Consider the following 26055-nt stretch of genomic DNA (forward strand, 5'->3'; position numbering starts at 1 on the left):
TTACTCGGCCGCAGCGGTACGCCCGCCACGTTGGCCAAGTGCATGCGCCATTTCGGTCACCGGCATGAGCGTGTCGATCGGTCCGATTGCCGACACCGTGATCGGTGTCTCGAAGAACAGTTTTTCGGAAAGATCGGACAGCCGTTTCGGCGTGATGTTGGCGAGCCGCTCCATCAGTTCGACATTGCTGACCGGCCGGCCGAACAACAGCATCTGGCGGGCGATCTGGCTGGCTCTCGCCGCCGGGCTTTCCTGCGCCATCAACAGGCCGGAACGGACCTGCGCCCGCGACCGGTTGATTTCCTGTTCCTCGACGCCGTCGGCGGCCTTGGCCAGTTCGGCGAGAATGACCGGGACCAGTTCGGCCAGGTCATCGGCGCCGGTTGCGGCGTGAACGCCGAACAGGCCGGAATCCGAAAAGCCCCAGTGAAAGGCATAGACCGAATAGCACAGCCCGCGTTCCTCGCGGACCTCCTGGAACAGGCGCGATGACATGCCGCCGCCCAGGATGTTGGCGAGCATCTGCGAGCAGTAGAAGTCACGGACCTGGTAGGCCCGGCCTTCGAATCCGATCATCATCTGCGCGTCCATCAGGTCGCGGCTCTCGCGGTAGTCGCCACCGGTATAGATGGCTTTCGGGATGGCGCGCAATTGCGTGCCGGTCGGCTTGATCGACTTGCCGAAGCGCTCGTCGACCAGCTTGACGAAGATGTCGTGATCGACCGCGCCGGCGGCCACCACTACCATGCGGTCGCCGGTGTAATGCCGGGCGAGATAGCTTTTGATCTGCGCCGTGGTAAAGGCCTTCACCGTTTCCGGCGTGCCCAGGATCGGCCGTCCGATGGTCTGGTCGCGGAAGGCGGCTTCGGCGAACTTGTCATAGACCACGTCGTCGGGCGTGTCGTTGGCCGCGCCGATTTCCTGCAGGATGACGTGTTTTTCGCGGGTGAGTTCATCCTCGTCAAACACCGAATTGGTCAGAATGTCGTGCAGGATGTCGACCGCCAGCGGCACGTGGTCCTTGAGCACGCGGGCATAATAGGATGTGGTTTCCGTCGAGGTTGCGGCATTGACTTCGCCACCGACATTCTCGATTTCCTCGGCGATCTGACGGGCCGTGCGCTTGTGCGTTCCCTTGAACGCCATGTGCTCGAGCAGATGGGCAATGCCGTGCTCGTCAGCGGTCTCGTCACGGGAGCCCGATTTCACCCAGACCCCCAGAGCGACGCTCTCGAGATGGGGCATCGTCTCGGTCACGACGGTGACGCCGTTGTCGAGAGTTGTTGTCTTGACTTTCATGCGTGTCACTTTCCTCGGGTCATTGTGCGGCCCGCGTCAGGGACAAGATATGGGCTTCCACCTTGTCCTGTTCACTCGGCAACACGCTGAACCGTTCCTCCCGTTTCATCAAATCAGAGAGCCACGACGGGAGCGCGGGGTCAATACCACAGGCTTGTTTTACGGCGTCGGGGAACTTCGCCGGATGCGCTGTCGCCAGCGTTATCATGGGTGCGGCAGGCTTCGTCATCCGGTCTGCGACATGGACGGCCACGGCCGTGTGCGGATCAAGCACATAGCCGGTTTGTGCCTGCATGTCGCTGATCACCGCCTTGACCTGGCGCTCGCTGGCGCGGCCGGCGCGGAAGTCCTTGCGGATCGCCTTGAGCGCGGCTTCACCGATGTCGAAGGCGCCCGACTGCTTCAGCCCCGACATCGCCCGGCGCACGGTTTCCGCGTCACGCGCCCCGGCCTCGAACAGGAGCCTTTCGAAATTCGACGAGATCTGGATGTCCATCGATGGCGAGGTGGTTGGATTGACGCCGCGCATCTCGTAGCGGCCCGTGCGCATCGTGCGCGCCAGAATGTCGTTCTCGTTGGTGGCAATCACCAGCTTGGCGATCGGCAATCCCATGCGCTTGGCGCAGTATCCGGCGAAGATATCGCCGAAATTGCCGGTGGGAACCGTGAAAGACACCTTGCGGTCGGGCGAGCCCAGGGAAACCGCGGCGGTGAAATAATAGACGATCTGGGCCATGATCCGGGCCCAGTTGATCGAATTGACGCCGGACAGGCGCACCTGGTCGCGGAAGGAGCCGTGATTGAACATGGCTTTGATCATGTCCTGGCAATCGTCGAAATTGCCCTGAAGCGCCACGGCATGGACATTGGACGCTTTCGACGTGGTCATCTGCCGCTGCTGCACCGGTGAAACCCGGCCTTCGGGAAACAGGATGAAGATGTCGGTGCGGTCACGCCCGGCAAAGGCGTCGATCGCAGCACCGCCGGTGTCGCCTGATGTGGCGCCGACTATGGTCGCACGCTGGTCGCGCTTGGCCAGGACATGGTCCATCAGCCGGGCGATCAACTGCATCGCCACGTCCTTGAAGGCCAGGGTCGGGCCGTGAAACAGCTCCAGAATGAAGGCGTTGGCGCCGGTTTGCACCAAGGGAGCGACAGCCGGATGCCGGAAGGTGGCATAGGCCTCGTCGATCATCGCCCGCAATGCCTCTGGCTCGATCTCGCCGGCGGTGAAGGGTTCCATCACGCGGAACGCGATCTCCTGATAGCTCTGGCCACGCATCGCCCGGATATCCTTGCGGGTGAATGTCGGCCATTCGCGCGGCACATACAGTCCGCCATCGCGGGCCAGGCCTGCCAGAAGTGCATCGGAAAAGCCCAGGTTCGGGGCTTCGCCCCGTGTCGAAATATAGTCCACAGACATGTTCTCCGGTGGTGGACGCGGGTCGCGCAAGATGAGATAAAGTCGGTCGAATTCTCGCCACGCGGCTGATATAGACCATGGGCGGTCGTCATGCAAAGGCTAGACGATGTCTGCGAAATTTGCCCCGGGCGTTGTGTGAATGAAGGTAGGTATATTGTGTCAAACTCATTGTTGCGTTTCATCCCGGCTCTGATCGGTGCTGCCGTGATCGCCGGCTGCACCTCCACTGATCCGCGCGCCGTTCTCGGCGGCGGCGGCCAGCAGCCGGCAATCGATCAGGCGACGAATGCGCCGGTGGTGCAGGGCACCTGCCCGCAGGTGATCTTGCGCGAAGGCACGGCCTATTACACACGCTATGCCAAGGGCGGTGAGGGCGACGCCACCAAGGTGATGCACCAGGCTTCGATTTCCGACACCACGCGGCAATGCCGCATCAGCGGTGATCAGATGATCATCACGGTTGTCGCCTCTGGGCGCGTCGTGGCCGGACCTGCCGGCAAGCCGGGCACTGTCGAGGTGCCGGTGCGCATCGCCGTGGTCGAGGGCGATACGGTGCTCTATTCGGAACTGCAGAAACAGCCTGTGAACCTGCTGGAAGGCATGCCCGCCGAGCAGTTCATCTTCACCAATGACAGCGTGGCATTCCCGGCGGCCTCGTCGCAGACGGCCAAGCTCTATGTCGGCATCGACCCGGGCCCGTACAACACGCCCTGACGGCCGCACTGATCACAGAAGTTCGGACCATCCGGCCAGCGCTTCAACGGTGGCCGGAAGCTCGGCCATCCGCCGGATCACGGTCTCGGCCCCGGCCTCGGTCAGCTTGTCGGCGTGACCGGGATAGCTGTGCGAGCCGCCGGTGAAGCCGACGACGCGCATGCCGGCGGCGGCTGCGGCATGGATGCCGTGCACCGAATCCTCGACCACCAGAACCTTCTCCGGCTCGACAGTGAATGTCCGGGCACCGTGCAGGAACACGTCCGGCGCCGGCTTGGTGCGGCCTTCGCCGACTTCCCGCGCCGAATAGACATGCTCGCCGAAAAGCCGGTCGATGCCGGTGCGCGCCAGCATCATGGTCAGGCGCTTCTGCTCCGAATTCGAACAGATGCAGCGCGGGCCCGGAATGCGGCTGATTGCCTCGATGACGCCGTCAATGGCGACGACTTCGGTGGCCAGCCGCTTGTCGAGCAGCTTGTCGGATGCATCCAGCAGTGCGGCGGAGAACGGGATGCTGGATTCGCGCTCGACCTCGAACAGGATGTCCTTCCAGGTCAGACCGGCGAAACGCTCGGCCACCTCTTCCGGGCTGATCGGAAAGCCGGCTTCGGTCAGAAGCTTCGATTCCACCTGGGCGGCGACAATTTCACTGTCGACGAGAACGCCGTCGCAATCAAAAATGATGAGGTCGAAACCGGACATGGAATTGCTCCTGCAATTTTAGGGGTGAGGCGTCGGGGAAACGCCACGGGACCTACAGCATGCCCGCAGGGCAGGCAAGGGAGGGCGCGCGAATAGCCGGTTGCAGGGGCCGGTTTCGCCGCCGGCTGAGGCAAACGCGCCTGGCAGACAGGTTTTCTCGTGTCCTGCGGCGGCAAGCCAAGCCCTTCAAATCAGTCGCAAACCGCAATTGCCAGTCCGCTTTGGGCACAAAAACGCCACAATCAAATCCGGGCATTCACCAGATGTTTACTCTGTTCGGTAACCATAAGGATCAGTTGTTGCGTATGTGTAGAGTGAGTATCCCATGGCCCGATCTGTTTCGCTTTCGAAAGTTCAAACCGCCAATGACACGCGTCAAACCTGGCTCGACACCATCATCAAGGGGGATTGTGTGGCAGCGCTCGAAGCGCTTCCGGCAAATTCCGTCGATGTCATTTTTGCCGACCCGCCCTACAATCTGCAGCTTGGCGGCGATCTCGCCCGTCCCGACCAGTCGATGGTCGATGCCGTCAATGACCACTGGGACCAGTTCGACAGCTTTGCCGCCTATGACGCGTTCACCCGCGCCTGGCTGCTGGCCTGCCGCCGGGTGCTCAAGCCCACTGGCACGATCTGGGTGATCGGTTCGTATCACAATATCTTCCGCGTCGGCACGCAGCTCCAGGACATCGGTTTCTGGCTGCTCAACGACATTGTCTGGCGCAAGACCAATCCGATGCCGAATTTCCGCGGGCGCCGGTTCCAGAATGCCCACGAGACGATGATCTGGGCCTCTCCGGACCAGAACTCCAAGGGCTACACCTTCAATTACGAGGCGATGAAGGCCTCCAATGATGACGTGCAGATGCGTTCGGACTGGCTGTTTCCGATCTGCACCGGCGGCGAACGACTCAAGGGCGAGGACGGCAAGAAGGTTCACCCGACCCAGAAGCCCGAAGCGCTGCTGGCACGGGTGCTGATGGCCTCGTCCAAGCCGGGCGACGTGGTGCTTGATCCGTTCTTCGGATCCGGCACAACCGGTGCGGTGGCCCGTCGTCTCGGCCGTCACTTCGTCGGCATCGAGCGCGAGCAGGTCTATATCGATGCCGCCCGGGCACGCATCGACGCTGTCGAGCCGCTGGGCAAGAACGAACTCACGGTGCTGACCGGCAAGCGCGCCGAGCCGCGGGTGGCCTTCAATGTGCTGATCGAGGCCGGCCACGTCAAACCGGGCGATGTGCTGCATGACGCCAAGCGCAAGCACCAGGCGATCGTGCGCGCCGACGGCACGCTGGTTGCCAACGGCACCGCAGGTTCGATCCACAAGATCGGCGCCGTGGTACAGGGCTTTGATGCCTGCAACGGCTGGACCTTCTGGCATGTGGAAACCCCGGACGGCCTCAAGCTGATCGATGATTTCCGCAGCGCCATCCGCCTCGAGATGGCCCACGCAGGCTAGGCCGAACAGTTTCAGATCCGGCGGGCGTCAAGTACCTTCAGTCACCGCCGGACATGCAGCGCCCGGGATGTTTTGAGCATCCCGGGCGTTTTGCATTGAAATGTCCGGAGGTGAAAGCTCACCCGCAACTTTGATTTGAACCAAACCCCGCGCCAGACGTTTTCCCAGGCAAGCCAGATCTTGCACAACCAGCACCGCAGATTTCGCGGTCTTACAGGAGATAGTGGCATGGGTGAAATGACCGACAAGACCAAGGCCGCCGGTAACAAGGTTGCCGGAGCAACCAAAGACGCCGTCGGCAAGGCGACCGACAACAAGAAACTTCAGGCCGAAGGCAAGGCGCAAAAGGCCAAGGGCGCCGCGCAGAACGCATCCGGCAAGATCAAGGGCGCCTTGGGCGACAAGGTTTGACGTTCAAGCCTGAATCATTGCCAACTGGCTGCGCCCCGACAGGGGCGTGGCCTTTTTCTCTTTTCAGGTGAGGTTCACCATGGATCCGCATACAGATCTCACCAGTCCCGACATCATCACGATAAAACGTGTTCTGATCGGGATATTCATCGTTCTCATTGCCCAGGTGCTGTTCGTTGCCCAGGACGTCGTCATGCCGATGGTGCTGGGTGTTCTCATCGCCCTGACGCTGAGACCGGTCGTGCGCTTTGCCGACAAGCGCGGCATCCCCTCGGGAATTTCCGCCATCCTGATCATCGTGTTTCTGGCCGGTGGTCTTGGCTTCGGCGCCTATTCGCTGTCCGGACCGGTCACGGACCTGATCGCGTCCGCGCCCGAGACGGGCGTGAAGATCAGGGCGAAATTCGCCGAATACCAGGATGAGATCGAGGCCGTGAAGGAGGCAACCGAGCAGGTCGAGACACTTGCCCAGGGCTCGGACACCCCCGCTGTGCAGAAGGTTGTGGTGCAGCAGCCGGCTTTGCTCACCGCCGCCGCCTCCAACGCCTTTGTCGGCCTTACCACCTTCGTGGTGGCGCTGATCCTTGCGCTGTTCCTGCTTTCGACCGGCACGCTGTTTTACGAGAAGGTCGTGGGCATCATGCCGCTGATGAGCGAGAAGAAGCGTGCCTTGCGCGTGATCTATGACGTGGAACGGCAGGTCTCGCGCTACCTCTTCACCATCACGCTCATCAATGCCGGGCTCGGTGTCGCTATCGGCCTGGGCCTGTGGCTCTACGGCATGCCGAACCCGATCATGTGGGGCTGCATAGCCGCGATTCTGAATTTTCTGCCCTTCATCGGTGCATGGGGGGCGCTGCCGCGCTTGCCGCCACCGCCATGGTTGTCTACCCGACGCTCGGGGCGGCATTGATCGCGCCTGCCATCTATCTCGGCTTCACCATGCTGGAAGGCAATGTGCTGACGCCGATGATCGTCGGCCGCAGGCTCGAGCTCAACATCGTCGCCGTTTTTCTCACCGTGACGGTCTGGGGCTGGCTCTGGGGCCTGGTCGGCGCGCTGATGGCGGTGCCGATCCTGGTTGGCGTCAAGGTCCTGTGTGACAACTTTGAATCGATGAATGCCTTTGGCCAGTTCCTGTCCGGGCGACCGGCTGCCGAAGACAAGGAAATTGCCGAGGAACGCGGCGCGGGCTGAACCGCGATTGCGGCAGGGAACCAATTGCCCGCTGGGGTGTTCTGCAGAAGAAGTGCAACCACGCAGGATACTATGTCATGGCTATTTCAACTCTGCTCATCATCATTCTGATCATTCTTCTGATCGGCGCGGTGCCGTCCTGGCCGCATGCGCGCAACTGGGGCTACGGCCCATCCGGCTTTCTCGGTCTGGCGCTGCTGATCGTCATCATCCTGGCGCTCACCGGCCGCTTCTGACCGCGGACCTGATGCCCGGTCGTCTCTGGCGGCCGGGCATCAGGACGCAGCTGCATGATCAATTCAGGAGAAGACGCTTGAGGTCGGCGCGAAGGGTTTCGGGGTCGGTAAACAGTACGGACTGCCATCCGGCCGCAATGGCGCCATCGACATTTTTCTGGCTGTCGTCAATGAACAGGCAGGCCGCAGGATCAAGCTCAAAACTCTTGACGTGGGTCTCGTAGATCGCGAGGTCCGGCTTGATCAGGCCAATCTCGCCCGACACCGTCACCCCGCGGGGAATCTTCAGGAACGGATACATCTCGCGCGCCTGCCGGAAGGTATCGGCGGCGAAATTGGTCAGCATGGTCACGTCGCGTCCCTGCTGGATCAGGTCGAGCATGATATCGACGCTGCTGTCATAGGCATGACTGACCATCTCCGGCCAGTGCAACCGGAAGGCCCGGATCAGCTCGGCCTTGTCGGGAAACTGCTCGATCAGCAGCGCCTCGGCCTCGCCCCAGTCGCGCCCGCGATCCTGCTCCAGGTTCCAGTCCTGGGTGCAGATCTTGTCGAAGAATTCCCTGCGTTCGGTCTCGTCCGGGATCAGCCGGCTGAACGGAATGTTCGGATCGTAATGGATCAGCACCTTGCCGATATCGAACACGATGTGACGGACAGGGCGGCCCTCGGGCCGGATGGTTTCACTCATGACTTGCCTTTTCTGAACAATGCGGGGTAGGCGGCACTGAGCGCCTTCTTCATCACGGTTGGCAGCGCTTCGCCGGGCAGCGACTCGGGGTTGCTCCACCAGCCTGGATGGTCGGCGGCGCCGCATACAACCGCATGAAACACCTCAAGTCGCAATTCAAAATGTGTAAAAACATGTGTTATGACGCCCTTGTGCTGCCAGTCTGCGGCAAAAGGCGCGGATTTCTCACCGGTTTCGCCATCTGCCCGCACCGTCCAGTTGGTGGTCGGCACACCGGTCATGCCGCCAAGCAGGCCCTTGTCCGGGCGCTTGACCAGAAGCACCGAGCCATCGCGGCGTTCGGCCACGAAGGCGGCGCCAAGGCGCAGCGGCTTTGACTTCTTTGCCGGCTTGACCGGGAACTGCTCTTGCCTGCCGGAAGCGCGCGCCTGGCACATCTTGTCGATCGGGCACAGCGCGCAGGCCGGGCGTTTCGGGGTGCAGATCGTCGCGCCGAGATCCATCAGCGCCTGGGCGAAATCGCCGGGGCGCTCGTCCGGGGTGGCGTGGCCGACCGCGGCGCGAATTTCGGTCTTGGCGGCAGGCAAAGGCGTTTCGATCTCGAGCAGCCGCGTGAACACCCGCTCGATATTGCCGTCCACCACGGCCGCCGGCCGGTCAAAGGCAATCGCCGCGATTGCGGCTGCCGTATAGGGGCCGATGCCGGGCAGGGCGCGCAGACCGTCTTCATTGTCGGGAAATCTACCGCCATGCTCGCTCGCCACCACGTCGGCGCATTTCTTCAAATTGCGGGCGCGCGAATAATAACCCAGCCCGGCCCAGGCTTTCATCACGTCTTCGGTGTCAGCCGCCGCAAGGTCGCTCACACGCGGCCAGCGCGTGGCAAAGGTTTCGAAATAGGGTTTTACCGCCTGCACGGTGGTCTGCTGGAGCATGATCTCGGACAGCCAGACCCGATAGGGATCGGCAACCACGCCATGAGCTCTGTCAGCCGGGCTCACCCGCCAGGGCAGGGCGCGCGCGTGGCGATCGTACCAGGCAAGCAGCAGGCTCGCCAAATCCGGATCAGGCGCAGTCTTCAAGGGCATGGCGGGTGACATGGAACTCGTGGAGAAGCAGGAAGCAGGATCGCCACGACATAGTGCGCGCGGCGGCGGAGGCAAGCCGATCATGTCGCGGAGACGATCCGGGCGCAATCCACCGCCGCGGTTTTCCCGTCATCATGCGCTGCCGTGATCTGACGCTTCCCCGCCCAACGGCAAAAGGCAGCGCCACCTCGAAGGGGGCACTGCCGGTTTGGCCGTTGGGGGTCGGCAGACTGGCGCCCCTGGGGGCCGCCAGTCATATTCTTGCACCTGTCCGGGACTAGACCCTGCCGCGACCGGCCAGGAACCAGATGATCAGACCGATCACCGGCAGCAGCAGGATGACCAGGATCCACAGCACCTTACTGCCCGTGGAGCCGCCGCCCTTGATGATCTGCAGGATCGCCCAGATGTCGAGAACCAGAATGATGATGCCGAGAATGCCGCCATATTCAAAACCCATGTCAATATCTCCTAATATGATCGCGCGAGCCGCGCTGAAATGATGTGTTGCACCTGACAAACGGTTTTCAACCGATATGGTTCCATCGAACCTGGAACGCGGTTTGCGTGAACACCAGGCCTCATGGCACCCGATCCGGTTCGCGCCATGGAACGGGCCCGCGCTGCGGGACGGGAGCTGGAGGGCGCTTTCCATCACCGGCTTTTCGCGCTATCGGTCGTCGGACAGGGCTGGCCGGCGATGCGCCGGCAGCCAGAAGCGGAGGCAGAGCCGTGGCCAAGCCAAGCCATTATCGCAAGACACGTCAGATTGCCGAGATCGCCAATGGACTGATCGATCCGATCCTGGCCAAGCGCGCGGGAATCAACACGCTGCTGCTGGCCTCGTGGGACGAGATCGTCGGCGAGCAATTTGCCGGCTGCTCGCGGCCCGAACGGATCCGCTGGCCCCGTCAGGACGGCCCGGATGAAACCGGCGGCGGGTTCTCGCCGGGCCTGCTGACCATTGCCTGCGAAGGCGCGCGGGCCCTGTTCCTGATGCACCAGGAGGCCGAACTGATCGGTCGGGTGAACGGTTTTTTCGGATTTCGCGCCATCTCGCAGATCCGCATCATCCAGAAGGCCATCCATGTGCCGACCCGCAAGCCCAGGAGCCGGCCGCTCGACAGCGCCGAAAAGCACCGTCTTGCCGGGATGCTGGCCGATGTCGAGGACCCGAAACTGCGCGAGTCCCTGGAGCGTTTGGGCGCCGGCGTCATCAGCCGGCAGCCGAAACGCAGGCCCTGATCACGGCTCAGTGAACATCGGGCACTTGTTTGGCCACATTTCACGTTATAGGAGTCGGGTAAGCTTGGTGTCCGCTCGGACCGGATGCCGGGCACGGCGCGAACCACCTGAAGGGTGCGGCAGCGTGTGTGAGTACAATCTTGAAACAATGGGTGATTTGATGTTCCGTTTGACGTCCCGATTGAAAGCCGCCGCGACGGTATCCCTGCTCGCGCTGACACTGGCCGCGTGCTCGGACAGCTCCGACCAGTCGACGCAGGCTTCGGGTGCCTCCGCTGAAGCGGTCGCCACCGAGACCGCCGACGCCGGAGTGACATCCGAAATCACCGGAGCCATTGAATCCTCTGTCGAGGCGCCAAAGGCCGATGGCGATGTCGATATGGCCAAGGTGCTCGAGCCCGGCTCGCTCAAGGACATGGTGCTCGGTGAAGAGAACGCGCCGGTCACTGTCGTCGAATACATGTCGATGACCTGCCCGCACTGCGCTGCCTTCCACGAGGAAAACTTCAAGCCGCTCAAGGAAAAATACATCGACAGCGGCAAGGTGCGCTTCATCCTGCGCGAATTCCCCTTCGATCCACGCGCCGCCGCTGCCATCATGCTGGCCCGTTGCGCGCCCGAAGCGCAGTTTTTCCCGATGGTGGACGTGTTGTTCCAGCAGCAGCGCACCTGGGCGACAGCCACCGATGGCCGTGAAGCCCTGCTGCAAATCGCCCGTTTGGCCGGTTTTACACAGGAGTCCTTCGAGGCTTGCTTGACGAACCAGAAGCTTCTGGACGATGTGAATGCGGTCAGAACCAAGGCCGCCAACGAGTTCGGGGTGCAGTCCACCCCGACCTTCATCATCAATGGCAAGCGGTATCCGGGGAACATGTCGATTGAAGTCATGTCGGCGATCATCGACCCGCTGCTCTAAGCGGGTACACCACGACAATCCCCTGCGAGGGCTTCGCCGGGGATGTTTTGCCGTGTCGATGATCTTGCTTGACCGGGAGGTCCGGTCGTGAGGTTCACCAAACTTCGTGTTCTGGGCTTCAAGTCCTTCGTCGAGCCCAATGAATTCGTCATCGAGCGCGGGCTGACCGGTGTGGTCGGCCCCAATGGTTGCGGCAAGTCCAATCTTGTCGAAGCCATGCGCTGGGTGATGGGCGAAAACTCCTACAAGAACATGCGCGCCTCGGGCATGGATGACGTGATCTTCTCGGGCTCGGGCAACCGTCCGGCGCGCAACACCGCCGAAGTCGGTCTCTATCTCGACAATTCCGACCGCACCGCGCCCGCAGCCTTCAATGATTCCGACGAGATCCAGGTCACCCGCCGCATCGAGCGCGAATCCGGCTCGGTCTATCGCATCAATGGCAAGGAAGCCCGCGCCAAGGATGTGCAGCTGCTGTTTGCCGATGCCTCGACCGGCGCCCGCTCGCCGTCGATGGTCGGGCAGGGCCGCATCGGTGAATTGATCCAGGCCAAGCCCCAGGCCAGGCGGCAATTGCTCGAAGAAGCGGCCGGCATTTCCGGCCTGTATTCGCGCCGCCACGAGGCGGAACTCAGGCTGCGCGCCGCCGAAACCAATCTCGAACGTCTCGATGACGTCACTTCGGAGCTTGAATCGCAGATCGAAAGCCTCAAGCGGCAGGCCCGCCAGGCCAACCGGTTCAAGAGCCTGTCAGCCGAAGTACGCCAGGCCGAAGCGATCCTGCTGCATCTGCGCTGGTCGATCGCCAAGGGGCAGGAGGGCGAGGCAGAAAGCGCGCTGGCCAAGGCCACATCCCATGTCGCCGAACTGGCGCAGGCGCAGATGGACGCGGCCAGAAACCAGGCCGTGGCCGCACACAAACTGCCTGAACTGCGCGACGGCGAAGCCGCCGCTGCCGCCGCCCTGCAGCGGCTGCAGATCGCCCGCACCCAGATCGACGAGGAGGCCGAGCGGATATCCCGCCGCCGCGACGAACTCGACCGGCGGCTGTCGCAGCTTAAAGCCGATATCGAGCGCGAGGAGCGGATGATTGCCGACAATGCCGGCATCATGCAGCGGCTCTCAGCTGAGGAAGCCGAGCTGAAACTGGCGCTCGAGGGCAGCGGCGAACGCTCCGCGGCGCTCAAGGCCGTGTTCGACCGGGCCCAGGCCAAACTCACCGAAAGCGAGACCTCGCTCGGGGTTGTCACGGCCGAACGGGCCGAGGCCGCCGCCGAACGCACGCAGCTCGAACGCGTCATCCGCGAGGCGGGCGAACGCAAGGTCAGGCTCGAGCGGCAGATTGCCAGCCAGGATGCCGATCTCGCCGCCATCGCAGAGCGCATTGCCAGGCTGCCCGACCCCGCCGCCAAGCGCCGGGAGACCGAGATTGCCGAAAAGGCTCTGGCCGATTCCGAAAGCGCGCTGATCCGGATCGAGGCGTCGCTGGAGGCTGCGCGCGAAGCCGAGGCCGCGGCGCGCCAGCCGGTCACCGAAGCCAGGGCCCGGCTCAATGCCATCGAGACCGAAGCCAAGACCATTGCCCGGATGCTCAATGCCGGCCAGGGCTCGGAGCTGTTTCCGCCGGTGGTCGACAGCATCAGGGTCGATCGGGGCTACGAGACCGCCCTGGGCGCCGCCCTTGGCGATGATCTCGACCTGCCGCTTGATCCGGCAGCGCCGGCGCATTGGGCAAAGCTTGAAACCGCCGGCCAGGATCCGGCCATGCCCGATGGTGTGACGCCATTGTCGGCCCATGTCCGCGCGCCGGCCGAGCTTGCCCGCCGCCTGGCCCATGTCGGGCTGGTGGCGGATGAAGCCCATGGCCTGGCGCTGCATGCCTCGCTCAAGCCCGGACAGCGGCTGGTCACCCGCGATGGCGCGCTGTTTCGCTGGGACGGCTATGTCGCTTCCGCCGATGCGCCGACACCCGCCGCTCTCAGGCTGGGGCAGAAGAACCGGCTGACCGAGCTCGAGGCCGAAGCCGTCGAAGCCACCGCGACCTTGCGCCTGACCGAAGAAGCGCTCAAAGCCAGCGAGGCTGCGGTCGCAGCCCGGATCGGCGAGGGGCGTCTGGCGCGCGACCTGATCCGCGATGCCGGCGCCAAGGTAAGCCGCTCCCGCGACGAGCTGGCGAGCGCCGAGCGCGCCTCGGGCGAATTGTCGAACCGCCGTGCGGTGCTGACCGAATCCCGCGCGCAAGTGGGCGCGCAACTGGCCGAAGCCGTGAGCGCGCTGGAGCAGGCGATGGAATCGCTGAAAGCCTGCCCCGATCTGGCAGGCCTCGACGCCGCTCTGGTGCAGATCAATGCGGAAGTGGCGACCGATCGCGGCGCGCTGGCCGAAGCCCGTGCGGCCCATGAGGGGCTGGAGCGCGAAAATGCCGCCCGTGTGCGCAGGCTCGAAGCCATTGCTGCCGAACGGACCTCCTGGCTCGAACGCGCGGCCAATGCCGAAAGCCATCTCGCCGCCCTGCGCGCCCGCTCCGAGGAAACCGCGACGGAAGCGGCCGGCATCGCCGATGCGCCCGATGAGGTGGCCGCCCGCCGCCGCGCCTTGCTGACGCAATTGAGCGATGTTGAGAAACGCCGCCAGGATGCCGCCGACGCGCTGGCGCTGGCCGAAACCCGTTCGCGCGAGGCAGACAAGCTCGCCACCGAGGCGATTGGCGCCCTGTCGCAGGGCCGGGAAGTGCGGGGCCGGACCGAGGAACGCCTGATGGCGGCAAGGGAGCGCCGCGAGGATGGCGAGGCGCGTATCCGCGAAGCGCTCAATTGCCCGCCGCATGAAGCCATGCGCCACACCGGTCTGGCCGCCGACGCAGAGTTGCCCGATCCGGCCCTGGTCGAACGCAATCTCGAACGCCTCAAGATCGAGCGCGAACGGTTGGGCGCAGTCAATCTGCGCGCCGAGGAAGAGCAGACCGAACTGTCGGACCGGCTCAACCAGATCATCACCGAGCGCGAAGACATCATCGACGCGATCAAGAAGCTGCGCGCCGGCATTCAGGGGCTGAACAAGGAAGGCCGCGAGCGTCTGCTGGTGGCCTTCGAAGTCGTCAACAACCAGTTCCAGCGGCTGTTCACCCATCTCTTCGGCGGCGGCACGGCGGAACTGCAGCTCATTGAATCCGACGATCCGCTGGAAGCGGGGCTGGAAATTCTTGCCCGCCCGCCGGGCAAGAAGCCGCAGACCATGACGCTGCTGTCGGGCGGCGAGCAGGCGCTGACCGCCATGGCGCTGATCTTTGCGGTGTTTTTGACCAATCCGGCGCCGATCTGCGTGCTCGACGAGGTCGATGCGCCGCTGGACGACCACAATGTCGAGCGTTTTTGCAATCTGATGGACGAAATGGCGTCGTCCACCGAGACCCGCTTTGTCATCATCACCCACAACCCGATCACCATGGCGCGGATGAACCGGCTGTTCGGCGTCACCATGGCCGAGCAGGGCGTCAGCCAGCTGGTCTCGGTGGATCTGCAGACCGCCGAGCAATTGCGCGACGCGGGCTAGACTGCGCTAGGCAGCGGCATAATCCATATACAGATGCACTGACAGCGTGTCCAAAGCCGGGCGCTGTCGCATCATCATGGATTGAAATCTGCCAAATGGCGTGATATTTTGTGTCAAATGGCAAGGATACCGTCGATGGTACTGGTGAAAACATCAGATCAGGTCGCGCTGGCGGCAGTGGATCCGGCCCGCCTGGCGCGGGTCTCCGCCACCGCCTTTTCGCGCATCGTGCAGGCCTGGCGCCTTGGCAACGAGGCCGCCGCACAATTGCTCGACATCAGCCCGCGCACCTTCGCGCGGATGAAGAGCGAGAACTGGTCCGGCCGTCTGAGCCGCGACCAGCTGATGCGTGTGAGTGCCGTGACCGGGCTCTACAAGGGGTTGCATCTGTTTTTCAGCGATGAGCTGGCCGATCGCTGGGTCACGATGCGCAACACCGGCCCGCTGTTTGACGGGCGGACGCCGCTGGAGGCGATGATCGAGGGCGGTCTTCCCACCATTCTCGCCACCCGCAATCATATCGATGCCTTACGGGGCGGTGTGTGACGCTGCCTCTGGCAACACTGGCGCTGTCCGCAACCGTGCGGCTGATCCCGACGGCCTATTACAAGCCGCCGGTGCTGACGCCGTTGGTAAACAACGCGGAGGACCTTGCCGTCCTTGAAGCCCTCGAAGGGCTTACCAGCCAGCGCCTGATCGCAGAAAAATCCGGGCTTGCCGATCTTGACCCGCGCGAATTGCTGTTTCGCGCCTGGGGACAGACCCATGTCAACGCCGCCTTCGCCTATACCCGCAGCGAGGGCAATCGCTTCAACGGCGCAGCGCGCGGCGCCTGGTATTCAGGCTTTGACGATCTCACGGCCATCGCCGAGGTCGCCTATCACCGCACCCGCGAACTCGAACGCATCAGCCATTTTCATGACCATGCGATCTACCAGGCATTGCTCGCAGGCATGATGGGTGATTTCCATGATCTGAGGTCCGCACCACCCGACACGCCCTGCCTGTCTCCCGACATTGGAGTTGCCTATCCGGCGGGGCAGGAACTGGCCCGGGCGATGCGCGGGCAGGGATCACGCGGTTTCGTCTATCCCTCGGCGCGCAGGACGGGAGGCACCTGCCTCGTCGCCTTCGAGCCGCATTCGGTGCAGAATGTCCGCCCCGGCGCGCGCTGGAAAATGATCTGGAACGGCACCCGGGATTACACCGTCACCACTGAATGATATGGGGTCCGGGACCCGCAGGCAGCCGGGGTCGGGCGCCTATAAAGCCCCGATCAGCGCATTTGTCACCCGGTCCTGGGTGTCTTCATCCAGATAGGGATGCATCGGCAAGCTCAGCACGCAGCCCGACAGCATGTCGGTGACCGGCAATGCCCCGCCGGCGACGCCGTGATGGCTGTAGGCGTCCTGCAGGTGTAGCGGCTTGGCGTAATAGACCGCACTGGGCACGCCCTGGTCCTTGAGCTTGCCCTGGATGGCTGCGCGATCAGAGCCTTCAGGCAGCTTGACCGTGTATTGCGCCCAGACCGACTGCAGACCCTCGGGCACCACCGGAGTGGCGACATGGTTTGCGAGCTGTGCGGAATAGCGCGTTGCAATGCGGTTGCGGGCTTCGATCTCGTCGTCGAAAATTCTGAGCTTCTCGATCAGGATCGCTGCCTGCATGGTGTCGATTCGCCCGGTCATGCCGATGCGGACATTGTCATACTGGCTGGTGCCCTTGCCGTGAAACAGGATCGAGCGAAGCGTGTCGGCCAGTTCCGCGTCATCGGTGAAGATCGCGCCGCCATCGCCATAGGCGCCCAGCGGCTTGGCCGGGAAGAAACTGGTGGCCGTCGCCATTGCCAGCGTGCCGACCCGGCGGTTGTGATAGCGCGCGCCATAGGCCTGGGCGCCATCGCCCAGCACCCAGAGGCCTTCGCGCGCGGCAATCTTCGAGATCGCGTCATAATCGGCAGGGATGCCGAAGAGGTCGACCGGAATCACACCCACCGGCTCCTGTCCGGCCTGTCTGGCGCCCGCGATCGCTGTTTCCAGCGAGGCCGGGTCCATGTTGAAGGTGTCGGCGTCGACATCGACGAACCAGATATGCGCGCCCAGCCAGGCCACCACTTCCGCCGTGGCAACGAAGGTGAAGGCGGGGCAGAAGACGGCCTGGCCCGGCCGTACATTCTTGGCCATCAGCACCATGGCCAGCGCATCGGTGCCGGACGAGCAGGCAATGGAATGCGTCGCGCCGCAATGGGCCGAGAGCTGCGCTTCGAGTTCACCGACTTCGGGCCCCATGATGTATTGGCCGTGGTCAAGCACCCGTGCAATCGCGGCATCGACCCGGTCACGTATGAGCGCTTGCTGGGCGGCAAGATCGACAAAACGGACGGGTTCGAGCGAGGCAGATGACATGGTGATGGTGTCCTCGGGCTCAATGCTGATGCTGTTCTCCGCCGCGAGCCCATGAAACGACCGGATTTGGCATTGTGTTAAAGCGCTCCGCCACCCGGGTCCATACGCCATTGCCGCAATTGCACCGGATAGTACCATCGTAACAATCACTTTGCGTTGCTTTTGGTGATGCGACGTGAAATTCGGCAGACGCGCCGGACCAAACTGCGCGCGCGGGTTGCGCAGTTTTGCACAAGCCCCGAATCGGTCCGCGCCTTCGCCATCTTCCTGACCCGTTGGATCGATTTAGACGATCAATAGGCCGATTTGCGCATTGTATTTCCCGGTCCATACGCTAAGCGTCCATGCAAGTGCTCACGGAGACCAGCTCTTCGCGGGATTGGCGTGCGCCCGGTCGGGGGCGGGCGAAGCCGGTTTGGGTCAGCAGGCCGGCTGCAGCAAACGGAAGGTCAAGTGATGACGAAATGGGTCTACACTTTCGGGGATGGTCAGGCGGAAGGCTCGGCTGCCGATCGCAACCTTTTGGGGGGCAAGGGCGCCAATCTGGCAGAGATGTGCAATCTCGGGCTTCCTGTGCCTCCGGGGCTGACAATCACCGCCGACGCCTGCGTCTGGTATTATGACAATGGCCGCAAGATGCCCGATGGCCTGGAAGCCGCGGTCTCCGATGCACTTGTCGGTGTCGGCACAATCGCCGGGCGGGCCTTTGGCGATCCGGAAAAGCCGCTGCTGCTCTCTGTCCGGTCCGGGGCGCGTGCCTCGATGCCCGGTATGATGGACACCGTGCTCAATCTCGGCCTCAACGATGAAACCGTTCTCGCCGTGGCGCGCGATTCGGGCGATGAGCGCTTCGCCTTCGACAGCTACCGCCGTTTCATCCAGATGTATGGCGACGTGGTCATGGGTCTTGATCACGAGGTGTTTGAGGACATTCTCGAAGACGAAAAGGCCCGTCTCGGTCACGAACTCGATACCGATGTCTCCGCCGCCGAATGGCGCGAGATCATTGCCCGCTACATGGCGACCATCGAGCAGGAGCTCGGCGTGCCGTTCCCGCAGGATCCGCATCAGCAGCTCTGGGGCGCAATCGGCGCGGTGTTTGCCAGCTGGATGAATGCGCGTGCCATCACCTACCGGCAACTGCATGACATTCCCGCCTCCTGGGGCACGGCGGTCAATGTCCAGGCCATGGTGTTCGGCAATCTCGGCGATCAGTCGGCCACCGGCGTGGCTTTCACCCGCAATCCCTCGACCGGCGTCAAGGAGCTCTATGGCGAATTCCTCGTCAACGCCCAGGGCGAGGACGTTGTCGCCGGCATCCGCACCCCGCAATCGATCACCGAGGCGGCCCGCATCGAGGCCGGCTCCGACCGGCCGTCGCTGGAAAAGCTGATGCCGGAAGCCTTTGCCGAATTCCTGACCATTTGTGACCGGCTCGAGCGGCATTACCGCGACATGCAGGATCTCGAATTCACCATCCAGGCCGGCAAATTGTGGATGCTGCAGACCCGGTCGGGCAAGCGCACCGCCAAGGCAGCACTCAGGATTGCCGTCGACATGGCCGGCGAAGAACTGATCAGCCGGGAGGAGGCGGTGATGCGCATCGACCCCGCCTCGCTTGACCAGCTCCTGCATCCGACCATCGATCCGCATGCGGCCCGCGACATCATCGGCTCGGGCCTTCCCGCTTCTCCCGGCGCGGCCACAGGCGAGATCGTGTTTACTTCCGAGGAAGCCGTCGAGGCCGCCAAGACCGGACGCAAGGTCATCCTGGTGCGGGTCGAGACCAGCCCGGAAGACATCCACGGCATGCATGCAGCCGAAGGCATTCTCACCTCGCGCGGCGGCATGACCAGCCATGCGGCAGTTGTCGCCCGGGGCATGGGAACCCCGTGCGTCTCAGGCGCCGGCGGCATTCGCATCGATGCCCGCAACGGCACCTTGCTTGCGCTCGGCACCACGCTCAAGGCCGGTGACGTGATCACGCTTGACGGCTCGTCCGGCCAGGTGCTCAAGGGCGCAGTCGCCATGCTGCAGCCGGAGCTGTCGGGTGATTTCGGCCTGATCATGGAATGGGCCGACGCGACGCGGCGGATGAAGGTCCGCACCAATGCCGAAACGCCCGCAGATGCGCGTGCTGCGCGCTCCTTCGGCGCCGAAGGCATCGGCCTGTGCCGCACCGAGCACATGTTCTTTGACGGCGACCGCATCACCACCATGCGCGAGATGATTCTTGCCGGTTCCGAAGGCGGCCGCCGCGAGGCGCTCGCCGGGCTGTTGCCGATGCAGCGGTCCGACTTCATCGAACTGTTCGAGATCATGAAGGGCCTGCCGGTCACCATCCGCCTGCTCGATCCGCCGCTGCATGAATTCCTGCCAAAGACCGATGAGGAAATCGCCGAGGTCGCCGGCGCCATCGGCGTGACGATCGAAAAGCTCACCCAGCGTGTCGATGAATTGCATGAATTCAACCCCATGCTCGGCCATCGCGGCTGCCGGCTGGCGATCTCCTATCCGGAAATTGCCGAAATGCAGGCCCGCGCCATATTCGAAGCCGCCGTCGAAGCCGCCAAATCCACCGGCGCCCCGGTGGTGCCGGAAATCATGGTGCCGCTGGTCGGCCTTCGCCAGGAACTTGATTTCGTCAAGGCGCGGATCGATGCGGTGGCGCGCGAGGTCATCGGAGAGGCGGGTGTCGACATCACCTATCTGGTCGGCACCATGATCGAGCTGCCGCGTGCTGCCATTCGCGCCCATGCGATCGCGGAAGTGGCCGAGTTCTTCTCCTTCGGCACCAATGATTTGACCCAGACCACCTTCGGCATTTCGCGCGATGATGCGTCGTCCTTCCTGATGACCTACCAGCAGAAGGGCATCATCGAGCACGACCCCTTCGTCACCCTCGACATCGAAGGCGTCGGCGAACTCGTGCGCATTGCTTCGGAGAAGGGCAGGGCGACCCGCCCCGACATCAAGCTCGGCATCTGCGGGGAACACGGCGGCGACCCGGCCTCGGTCAAATTCTGCGATTCCATCGGCCTGGATTATGTCAGCTGTTCGCCGTTCCGGGTGCCGATCGCCCGGCTGGCGGCGGCACAGGCGGCGATCAACGCGAAGGCCTGATCCTCCGGATCATGGGTGTTTCCTGCGGGGTCCGGTGCCTGAACCCGCACCCCTTCAACTGCGTCTTGCGGAATGAGTTTGCTCCGGCCCCGCCATCAGCGGATTTATATTCCGCGACCGGCGGAATCCGGGATGGTTTCGTGTCACGGAAGCGACGGGCGCAGCCGGTATAATCCTGCGGTTATTCACGGAGCTGGCAATCATGGACCTCGTACCTCTGATCGATCTCATCGGTGAGCCGCAGACCGCCCTGGTCGGCGGCCTCGTTCTGGGGCTCGCATTCGGCGTGTTTGCCCAGCGCAGCCGCTATTGCACCCGCTCGGCGGTTCTCTCCGCCATGGGCGAAAGCGACCTCAAGCCGCTGGCAACCTGGGCTTTCGGCTTTGCGGCCGCGATCCTGGCGGTGCAGCTGCTGCTTGGCGCCGACATGATCGATGTCGGCGAAACCCGCTTTTTCTCCACCGCGCAGAGCCTCTCGGGCGCCCTTGTCGGCGGCCTGGTGTTCGGCATCGGCATGGTGCTGGCCCGCGGCTGCGTCTCGCGGCTTCTGGTGCTCGGCTCCTCGGGCAATCTGCGCGGCGTCTTTTCCATTGCCCTGGTCGCGGTGACCGCACTTGCGACCTATAGCGGTGTGCTGGTGCCGTTGCGCGACAATATCGGCAGCGTCTGGAGCACGGCCTCCATCGGCGGCAACGACCTTCTGGTCCACGCCGGACTGGAGCGCTGGGCCGGCATCGCGCTGGGTGCGGTTCTGGCCGTCGCTGCGCTGGGCATTGCGTTCAAGGCGCGGCTGTCGCTCTGGCGAGCCCTTGGCGGCATCATGATCGGCCTCACCGTGGCTGCGGGCTGGTATTTCACCTGGCAGCTCTCGACCCAGGTGTTCGAGCCGATCCAGGCCGAAAGCCTCTCCTTCATCCGTCCGCTCGCCACCACCGGCGAACTTGCGCTTCAGAGCGGCTTTGCCGGGCTTGACCAGGGCGTGCTGCTCGGCGCCATCATCGGGGCCTTTGTTGCGGCCCTGCTTTCGGGTGAATTCCGCATCTCCACCTTCGCCGAACCCGGTACGCCGTCGATCTGGCGCTATGCTGCCGGTTCCGTGCTGATGGGCTTTGGCGGCATTCTGGCTGTTGGCTGCACCATCGGCGCTGGTCTCACCGGCGGTTCGGTGCTGGCGGTCTCGTCGCTGCTCGGCCTGGCCTCGATGATCACTGGTGCCGCACTGACCCAGCTTGTGCTGCGCTCCGTGGCGCGCGAACCGGCCAGCCAGTCCGCGATCATGCCGGCGGAGTGATCCGCACAGTCTCGGTCCCGGCTTCAACCAGAAGCCGGGGCAAACACGACAGTTCCTGCCATTCGGCGCGCGCGCCGAGAACCACCACCGGACAATCGATCCCGTAAAGCATCTGCGCCACAAGCGCGCCGGTGGCGATGATGGCGTCGTTTTCTAGCAGGATGATCGCCGCAGGTGCGGTGCCCAGCCGGATCGCCTCGGCCAGCACCGATGCGCCGGAAGACGAGCCCCGGCCGCGCTCCATGCACAGCACCGCTCCGCTGAGGCAGGCCCCGTGCTGCGGGTGAAACCGGTCGATCACCTTGCCGCTGGCGCTGTCGAAGCCACCCCAGAAGCTCAGCGGATCATCAAGCATCAGCACCGGGCCCGAAGCCGTGCCGTGAACCAGGCTGCGCCCGCTCATGCCCGCACCACCCGTCCGGCCCTGGCCGACAGGAGCGTATCAGCGAGCGTGCCGAAGGCGACGTCAATTCCGAGATTTCCCGGCGCGTAATAGGCCCATTTGCCCGAATTGGTCATCACCGCACCGCTGAGATCGCGGATGATCGAGGTGACATAGGTGCAGGTGTCGACCACCACCGTGACGCCTGCGGCCTCCAGTTTTGCTGCGCGTTCGTCCGCCTCCAGCCGCTGCCATTCGTGCCGTCCGGTGTTGATGTAGACAGGCACCGCGAACGGCGCCAGATCGAGCATCGGCATCAGCCGGTCGAATTCGCTCAGCGAAAAATGCGGTGTCCCTAGCGCCACCGCCGTCAGCGCCGTGCCATCGGGCACGGTGCAGAGCCTGGCCAGAATGCCCGAAATCTCCGCCGGTCCGAGCCGGGCAACAACGGGAACATTCGCTCCGCCGGTCGCGGTGAGAAGATCTGGCGCTTCCGGGGTCAGGCCGACTGCATGGAACATCGCCACACTGCCCGAAGATGCAGCCGCAGCCCCAAGCGCCTTGAGATCGTCCTCGCTGGTTGAGGCCGGCAGCCCGGTGATTGCCGCAATGGTGTCGCCGCATTCCTTGCCGACGATCAGCCCGGCCGCCACCGCGATGCCACCGGCCTGATCCGGACCGGCAGTCTCAAATCCGCTCAATTCCACGATCACCCGGGCCCGGCGGTTCTCGCTGCGGTGCAAGCCGTAATCGGGCACCCGGCCGGTCAGGGCGCAGGCGAGATCGATGAAATCGCCATAGCGGTTGGTGCGCGCGCCGATCACCGAATTGGCAAAGACGATCGCATTGGATTCGGCCCAGGCGAGCTGGTCGCCGAAGTTTGGTCTGAACAGGGTCTGGTAGGGCGCACAGGTAAAACTCGGGATGCAGCCGAGCTCGACATGGGCTTCCATCAGGCGCTTTCCGGCAGCGCCAAGCGCTGCGTCGCCGATGAACAGGTCCGGATGAATCAGGTCGACCGAGCCGACATTGAGCGTGGTGGGAACCTTGACGCGACCATCGAGAGCGACGAACCGTTCGACGAAATCGAGGCTGGCCTGGCCATGATACAGGCATCCGTCGACATGGGCGCTGGCGCAGGGCAGCAGCCGTTCGGCGCCAACGGCTTCGGCAAAGCGCAGCACCAGGCCAAGGGCGTCCGCTGCGGCGCGCCCCTGCCTACCTGCCAAGATGTCACTGTCTGTCTGCGTCAATTCCACCTGGCAGCCCCCGCGCTTGCGCAGTGGAGACTAGCGGCAGGGCCGGCACTGAGGAAGGGGTGAAACAGCGATCGAGGCGAAAACTCAGAGCTTTTCCAGCACGCCGACAAAGGCCCTGGCAAAGCGCAGCAGATCAGCCGTACCAGCACCTGGTTCCACCGTCATTGCCCGGTCGCCCTTGCTGTTGAGCACCACCAGGCCAAAGCGCCCGCCATCCTGACGCGACAGGCAGACGACGGCGATGCGCTGGGCATCGTCGAGAAGGCCGGAGGCGGGCAGGTCGAACAGGAATTCACCATTGACCGTCCTGGCCGCCGCGCGCACGGCTTCGCCAAATCCATGCACAGCAATGTCGGTGAGGTCGAGCGCCAGATCAAGCTGCACCAGATCCAGCGCCATCGGGGACCCGCTGGCCGGTTCGGGGGTGTTGCCATAACCGGGCGGGTCGGGCCCTGCTGCGCTGCGGACGGCTGCGAGGGGCCCTGCAGGGGTGTGGCTGCGGCGTCATTGGCCATGGCGGATCTCCTTGAAAACCGTGGACCTTGTCCAGGTTGATCTGCCCCCTTTGCCAAGGATTGCGTTCAAGCGTGGCTGAAGTGTGGCGCTTGCCGCGACCGCGCTGAGCGGCTAAGGAATTCCACCTCACACAGGCGCGCAATCCCGCACGCCGCTTGTCCCGGAGACCTGGCCGCCGCCATGCCGTTCCGTCCTCACCGACCCTATTCCCTTGCTGCCAGCTGGTCGCGCGGGCTTGGCCGATTCACATTGCTGCTGGCTGTCATGACCCTGGTCCTGCATCGCGCCGGCATCCTTGTGCTGCCAAATGCGGTTGCGGCCATCCTGCTGGCGTCATGCCTGGCGGTCGTCGTGCTGGGCCTGTCGATGATCGGCTTCTTCATGCTCTGGCAAGTCGGCGCCAAGGGTGGTCATGCCTCGTTTGCCGGCATGGTGATGGCGCTGATGGTGCTGGTTCCGGTCGGCATTGCCGCCAGCCGCTATGTCATGCTGCCCAATATTCACGACGTGTCGACCGATGTCGTCGACGCGCCCGAATGGCTTGAGCCGCCGGAGATCACCCTGTCCTGGATGCCGCGCGCCAATGGCGGCGATGCGGCGGCGCGGGAGCTGCAGCTTCAAGCCTATCCGCAGGTCACCGGACGGCGCTACGAAGGCGCCATCGACCGTGTGCTGCTGGCCGTGCGCGCGGTGGTGGAGGAAAACAAGTGGAAGCCGGTCGCCAATATCGGGGTCGAAGCCCTGGTCGACGGTCTCGAGCCGACCTCGGAGCCTGCCGGAGACAGCGAGGTGATCTTCAACGGTGTGGTCGATCCGGCGCGCGCACCGATCCCGGAGCCGCGGCCCGACATTGAGAACCAGCTCGAGGCGCTGCCCACCTTCGCGCTGATGCAGTACACCACCCGGACCCTCGTGCTCGGTATTCCGCAGGATGTGCTCATCCGGCTGGTCGAGGAGGAGGAAACCACCTTTGTCGACATGCGGGCCGCGACCCGCGACGGCGATCATGATCTCGGCCTGAACGCCAGGCTGATCAGGGATTTCCTGCGCGATCTCGATATCCGGCTGCTGGGCATTGCCGGCGGCTGATACCGGCCTTGATGTCAGCCAGGTACAGGTGTTCGCGCACTGAACTGCCGTGCCGGACACGCGTTGCGGCCGGTTTCGAAGCCGGGCTGTCAGGCGGGCCGGTATTCGCCGTTGATCGCCGGCGGGCCGTTGGTGATGACTTCGCCCCGGCCGACCAGATCCTCCAGATGCGCCAGCACTGACAGCGCCGCCGCGCCATGCAGCCTTGGGTCGGTGTCGCGGTAGATCGCCTTGACCATCTCGCTGATCAGCCTGTCGCCCTTCCTGACCCGGCCCAGAATGGCGCGTTCGCGCATCCGCCGGTGGGTCTTCAGCGCCCGGACGAATTTCTGCGGCTCCTTCACCTTGCCGCCATGGCCGGGCAGGTAGGCGCGGTCGTCGCGCGCTGCCAGCATGTCGAGCGAAGCCATGAAATCGCTCATCGCCCCATCCGGAGGCGCGATGATCGACGTTGCCCAGGCCATCACATGGTCGCCGGAAAACACCAGCCCCGTATCCTTGAGCGCAAAGGCTGCATGGTTGGCGGTATGGCCGGGCGTGTGCAGCGTCTCGATTGCCCAGCCGTCACCGCTGGTCAGATCGCCATGTCCGGACACGATGTCGGGGACAAAGTCCATGTCCGAGCTTTCCTTGAGCGGATTGACCTCGCCGGTATAGAGCGCCCGGGCGGCGCGGTGCGGCCCTTCCGCGATCACCACCGCTCCGGTCTCCGCCTTCAGCCGGGCGGCGAGCGGGGAGTGATCCTTGTGGGTGTGGGTGACGAAGATATGGCTGACCGGCCGTCCGGCAATGGCCGCCTTGAGGGTGTTCCAGTGGCTTTCGTCCTCGGGGCCGGGGTCGATCACCGCCAGCGCGTCGCGTCCGACAATGTAGCTGTTGGTCCCGTGAAAGGTCAGGGGGCCGGCATTGGGCGCTGTCACCCGCAACACATCCTCGGCAACGGCCACGGCAAAGCCATGGCCAGGCTGGAAGGCCTTGTCGAATTCGGGTTCGCTCACTGATGTCTCCAGTTCCTGCACGGGCACAGCTCACGGCTTCGCCCCGCCATGGCCGATTG

Annotated in this window: 25 protein-coding genes; 14 read left to right on the forward strand and 11 right to left on the reverse strand. The window is 63.9% G+C overall.

The genetic code is table 11. The features are described 5' to 3' along the window. Together OEG82_RS09110 and thrC are read right to left on the reverse strand one after the other, a co-directional pair. Positions 1 to 1299 carry a M16 family metallopeptidase gene (locus OEG82_RS09110; protein WP_267612124.1) on the reverse strand — a complete coding sequence of 433 codons (1299 nt, stop codon included), beginning with the start codon at positions 1297 to 1299 and terminating at the stop codon, positions 1 to 3. Positions 1300 to 1318: 19 nt separating this feature from the next. Next, positions 1319 to 2716, reverse strand: coding sequence for a threonine synthase (thrC, locus tag OEG82_RS09115; protein ID WP_267614910.1), 1398 nt, complete (start codon positions 2714 to 2716; stop codon positions 1319 to 1321). 162 nt (positions 2717 to 2878) lie between these two features. Between thrC and OEG82_RS09120 the strand changes: the two genes are divergently transcribed. Further along, a complete protein-coding gene (locus OEG82_RS09120) occupies positions 2879 to 3436 on the forward strand; it encodes a hypothetical protein (RefSeq protein ID WP_267612125.1) in 558 nt (185 codons plus the stop codon). 12 nt (positions 3437 to 3448) lie between these two features. Here the strand turns inward: OEG82_RS09120 and OEG82_RS09125 are convergent, their stop codons facing one another. Continuing rightward, positions 3449 to 4138 carry an HAD family hydrolase gene (locus OEG82_RS09125; protein ID WP_267612126.1) on the reverse strand — a complete coding sequence of 230 codons (690 nt, stop codon included), beginning with the start codon at positions 4136 to 4138 and terminating at the stop codon, positions 3449 to 3451. Between the two features lie 325 nt (positions 4139 to 4463). Here OEG82_RS09125 and OEG82_RS09130 point away from each other — a divergent pair, with 325 nt between their 5' ends. The 5 genes from OEG82_RS09130 to OEG82_RS09150 all read left to right on the forward strand — a co-directional run bounded on the left by OEG82_RS09130 (position 4464) and on the right by OEG82_RS09150 (position 7441). Next, entirely contained in the window at positions 4464 to 5597 is a 1134-nt protein-coding gene (locus tag OEG82_RS09130) for a site-specific DNA-methyltransferase (protein WP_267612127.1), read from the forward strand. 228 nt (positions 5598 to 5825) lie between these two features. Next, the gene (locus tag OEG82_RS09135) at positions 5826 to 6008 is read left to right on the forward strand and encodes a CsbD family protein (protein ID WP_267612128.1); all 183 of its coding nucleotides are present in this window, start codon (positions 5826 to 5828) and stop codon (positions 6006 to 6008) included. A gap of 79 nt (positions 6009 to 6087) precedes the next feature. Next, a complete protein-coding gene (locus tag OEG82_RS09140) occupies positions 6088 to 6921 on the forward strand; it encodes an AI-2E family transporter (RefSeq protein ID WP_267612129.1) in 834 nt (277 codons plus the stop codon). Continuing rightward, complete coding sequence (locus OEG82_RS09145; protein WP_267612130.1) at positions 6888 to 7205, forward strand: AI-2E family transporter; 318 nt, start codon at positions 6888 to 6890, stop codon at positions 7203 to 7205. The genes OEG82_RS09140 and OEG82_RS09145 overlap by 34 nt, the downstream gene beginning before the upstream one ends. A 77-nt stretch (positions 7206 to 7282) precedes the next feature. Then, complete coding sequence (locus OEG82_RS09150; protein WP_267612131.1) at positions 7283 to 7441, forward strand: DUF3309 domain-containing protein; 159 nt, start codon at positions 7283 to 7285, stop codon at positions 7439 to 7441. Between the two features lie 58 nt (positions 7442 to 7499). On the opposite strand, the gene OEG82_RS09155 is transcribed toward OEG82_RS09150, so the two are convergent. From OEG82_RS09155 to OEG82_RS09165, 3 genes are all read right to left on the reverse strand, one after another. Beyond that, positions 7500 to 8132: an HAD family hydrolase gene (locus OEG82_RS09155; protein ID WP_267612132.1), complete on the reverse strand. Its 633-nt coding sequence runs from the start codon at positions 8130 to 8132 to the stop codon at positions 7500 to 7502. Further along, the gene (mutY, locus tag OEG82_RS09160; RefSeq protein WP_267612133.1) at positions 8129 to 9220 is read right to left on the reverse strand and encodes an A/G-specific adenine glycosylase; all 1092 of its coding nucleotides are present in this window, start codon (positions 9218 to 9220) and stop codon (positions 8129 to 8131) included. The genes OEG82_RS09155 and mutY overlap by 4 nt, the downstream gene beginning before the upstream one ends. A gap of 277 nt (positions 9221 to 9497) precedes the next feature. Beyond that, entirely contained in the window at positions 9498 to 9680 is a 183-nt protein-coding gene (locus OEG82_RS09165) for a PLDc N-terminal domain-containing protein (protein ID WP_267612134.1), read from the reverse strand. 272 nt (positions 9681 to 9952) lie between these two features. On the opposite strand from OEG82_RS09165, the gene OEG82_RS09170 reads away from it, so the two are divergent. From OEG82_RS09170 to OEG82_RS09190, 5 genes are all read left to right on the forward strand, one after another. Further along, positions 9953 to 10465 (forward strand): DUF721 domain-containing protein, encoded by a 513-nt coding sequence (locus OEG82_RS09170; RefSeq protein ID WP_267612135.1) that lies wholly within the window; start codon positions 9953 to 9955, stop codon positions 10463 to 10465. Between the two features lie 160 nt (positions 10466 to 10625). Beyond that, positions 10626 to 11381, forward strand: coding sequence for a DsbA family protein (locus OEG82_RS09175; RefSeq protein WP_267614911.1), 756 nt, complete (start codon positions 10626 to 10628; stop codon positions 11379 to 11381). A gap of 87 nt (positions 11382 to 11468) precedes the next feature. Next, positions 11469 to 14933 carry a chromosome segregation protein SMC gene (gene smc / locus OEG82_RS09180; protein ID WP_267612136.1) on the forward strand — a complete coding sequence of 1155 codons (3465 nt, stop codon included), beginning with the start codon at positions 11469 to 11471 and terminating at the stop codon, positions 14931 to 14933. Between the two features lie 135 nt (positions 14934 to 15068). Further along, a complete protein-coding gene (locus OEG82_RS09185; protein ID WP_267612137.1) occupies positions 15069 to 15479 on the forward strand; it encodes an antitoxin Xre-like helix-turn-helix domain-containing protein in 411 nt (136 codons plus the stop codon). Next, positions 15476 to 16156 carry an RES family NAD+ phosphorylase gene (locus OEG82_RS09190; protein ID WP_267612138.1) on the forward strand — a complete coding sequence of 227 codons (681 nt, stop codon included), beginning with the start codon at positions 15476 to 15478 and terminating at the stop codon, positions 16154 to 16156. The genes OEG82_RS09185 and OEG82_RS09190 overlap by 4 nt, the downstream gene beginning before the upstream one ends. Before the next feature lie 39 nt (positions 16157 to 16195). On the opposite strand, the gene OEG82_RS09195 is transcribed toward OEG82_RS09190, so the two are convergent. Then, positions 16196 to 17338: a DegT/DnrJ/EryC1/StrS family aminotransferase gene (locus OEG82_RS09195; RefSeq protein WP_267612139.1), complete on the reverse strand. Its 1143-nt coding sequence runs from the start codon at positions 17336 to 17338 to the stop codon at positions 16196 to 16198. Between the two features lie 456 nt (positions 17339 to 17794). On the opposite strand from OEG82_RS09195, the gene ppdK reads away from it, so the two are divergent. Beyond that, positions 17795 to 20461 (forward strand): pyruvate, phosphate dikinase, encoded by a 2667-nt coding sequence (gene ppdK / locus OEG82_RS09200; protein ID WP_267612140.1) that lies wholly within the window; start codon positions 17795 to 17797, stop codon positions 20459 to 20461. Positions 20462 to 20663: 202 nt separating this feature from the next. Continuing rightward, positions 20664 to 21752, forward strand: coding sequence for a YeeE/YedE family protein (locus tag OEG82_RS09205; RefSeq protein WP_267612141.1), 1089 nt, complete (start codon positions 20664 to 20666; stop codon positions 21750 to 21752). Here OEG82_RS09205 and OEG82_RS09210 read toward each other — a convergent pair. From OEG82_RS09210 to OEG82_RS09220, 3 genes are all read right to left on the reverse strand, one after another. Further along, a complete protein-coding gene (locus tag OEG82_RS09210) occupies positions 21736 to 22155 on the reverse strand; it encodes an aconitase X swivel domain-containing protein (protein ID WP_267612142.1) in 420 nt (139 codons plus the stop codon). The two genes, OEG82_RS09205 and OEG82_RS09210, sit on opposite strands and share 17 nt — an antisense overlap. Then, on the reverse strand, positions 22152 to 23393 hold the full coding sequence (locus OEG82_RS09215) for an aconitase X catalytic domain-containing protein (RefSeq protein ID WP_267612143.1): 1242 nt from the start codon (positions 23391 to 23393) through the stop codon (positions 22152 to 22154). Before OEG82_RS09215 ends, OEG82_RS09210 begins: the two co-directional genes overlap by 4 nt. A gap of 84 nt (positions 23394 to 23477) precedes the next feature. Next, complete coding sequence (locus OEG82_RS09220; protein WP_267612144.1) at positions 23478 to 23792, reverse strand: hypothetical protein; 315 nt, start codon at positions 23790 to 23792, stop codon at positions 23478 to 23480. Positions 23793 to 24089: 297 nt separating this feature from the next. On the opposite strand from OEG82_RS09220, the gene OEG82_RS09225 reads away from it, so the two are divergent. Beyond that, positions 24090 to 24998, forward strand: a complete 909-nt coding sequence (locus OEG82_RS09225; protein ID WP_267612145.1) for a DUF1499 domain-containing protein — start codon at positions 24090 to 24092, stop codon at positions 24996 to 24998. An 89-nt stretch (positions 24999 to 25087) separates the two neighbouring features. Here the strand turns inward: OEG82_RS09225 and OEG82_RS09230 are convergent, their stop codons facing one another. Continuing rightward, positions 25088 to 25996, reverse strand: coding sequence for an MBL fold metallo-hydrolase (locus OEG82_RS09230; RefSeq protein ID WP_267612146.1), 909 nt, complete (start codon positions 25994 to 25996; stop codon positions 25088 to 25090). Positions 25997 to 26055: the final 59 nt, after the last annotated feature.

The organism is Hoeflea ulvae, from assembly GCF_026619435.1.
GTDB lineage: Bacteria > Pseudomonadota > Alphaproteobacteria > Rhizobiales > Rhizobiaceae > Hoeflea > Hoeflea ulvae.

What these genes read in the sequence shown, in the direction of transcription:
- OEG82_RS09125 (WP_267612126.1), bottom strand. Translation starts at nt 4,138, where the DNA reads ATGTCCGGTTTCGACCTCATCATTTTTGATTGCGACGGCGTTCTCGTC.
- mutY (WP_267612133.1), bottom strand. Translation starts at nt 9,220, where the DNA reads ATGCCCTTGAAGACTGCGCCTGATCCGGATTTGGCGAGCCTGCTGCTT.
- OEG82_RS09225 (WP_267612145.1), top strand. Translation starts at nt 24,090, where the DNA reads ATGCCGTTCCGTCCTCACCGACCCTATTCCCTTGCTGCCAGCTGGTCG.
- OEG82_RS09145 (WP_267612130.1), top strand. Translation starts at nt 6,888, where the DNA reads ATGGTTGTCTACCCGACGCTCGGGGCGGCATTGATCGCGCCTGCCATC.
- OEG82_RS09165 (WP_267612134.1), bottom strand. Translation starts at nt 9,680, where the DNA reads ATGGGTTTTGAATATGGCGGCATTCTCGGCATCATCATTCTGGTTCTC.
- ppdK (WP_267612140.1), top strand. Translation starts at nt 17,795, where the DNA reads ATGACGAAATGGGTCTACACTTTCGGGGATGGTCAGGCGGAAGGCTCG.
- OEG82_RS09140 (WP_267612129.1), top strand. Translation starts at nt 6,088, where the DNA reads ATGGATCCGCATACAGATCTCACCAGTCCCGACATCATCACGATAAAA.
- OEG82_RS09185 (WP_267612137.1), top strand. Translation starts at nt 15,069, where the DNA reads ATGGTACTGGTGAAAACATCAGATCAGGTCGCGCTGGCGGCAGTGGAT.
- OEG82_RS09195 (WP_267612139.1), bottom strand. Translation starts at nt 17,338, where the DNA reads ATGTCATCTGCCTCGCTCGAACCCGTCCGTTTTGTCGATCTTGCCGCC.
- OEG82_RS09205 (WP_267612141.1), top strand. Translation starts at nt 20,664, where the DNA reads ATGGACCTCGTACCTCTGATCGATCTCATCGGTGAGCCGCAGACCGCC.
- OEG82_RS09150 (WP_267612131.1), top strand. Translation starts at nt 7,283, where the DNA reads ATGGCTATTTCAACTCTGCTCATCATCATTCTGATCATTCTTCTGATC.
- OEG82_RS09210 (WP_267612142.1), bottom strand. Translation starts at nt 22,155, where the DNA reads ATGAGCGGGCGCAGCCTGGTTCACGGCACGGCTTCGGGCCCGGTGCTG.
- OEG82_RS09135 (WP_267612128.1), top strand. Translation starts at nt 5,826, where the DNA reads ATGGGTGAAATGACCGACAAGACCAAGGCCGCCGGTAACAAGGTTGCC.
- OEG82_RS09155 (WP_267612132.1), bottom strand. Translation starts at nt 8,132, where the DNA reads ATGAGTGAAACCATCCGGCCCGAGGGCCGCCCTGTCCGTCACATCGTG.
- OEG82_RS09110 (WP_267612124.1), bottom strand. Translation starts at nt 1,299, where the DNA reads ATGAAAGTCAAGACAACAACTCTCGACAACGGCGTCACCGTCGTGACC.
- OEG82_RS09175 (WP_267614911.1), top strand. Translation starts at nt 10,626, where the DNA reads ATGTTCCGTTTGACGTCCCGATTGAAAGCCGCCGCGACGGTATCCCTG.
- OEG82_RS09220 (WP_267612144.1), bottom strand. Translation starts at nt 23,792, where the DNA reads ATGGCGCTGGATCTGGTGCAGCTTGATCTGGCGCTCGACCTCACCGAC.
- OEG82_RS09130 (WP_267612127.1), top strand. Translation starts at nt 4,464, where the DNA reads ATGGCCCGATCTGTTTCGCTTTCGAAAGTTCAAACCGCCAATGACACG.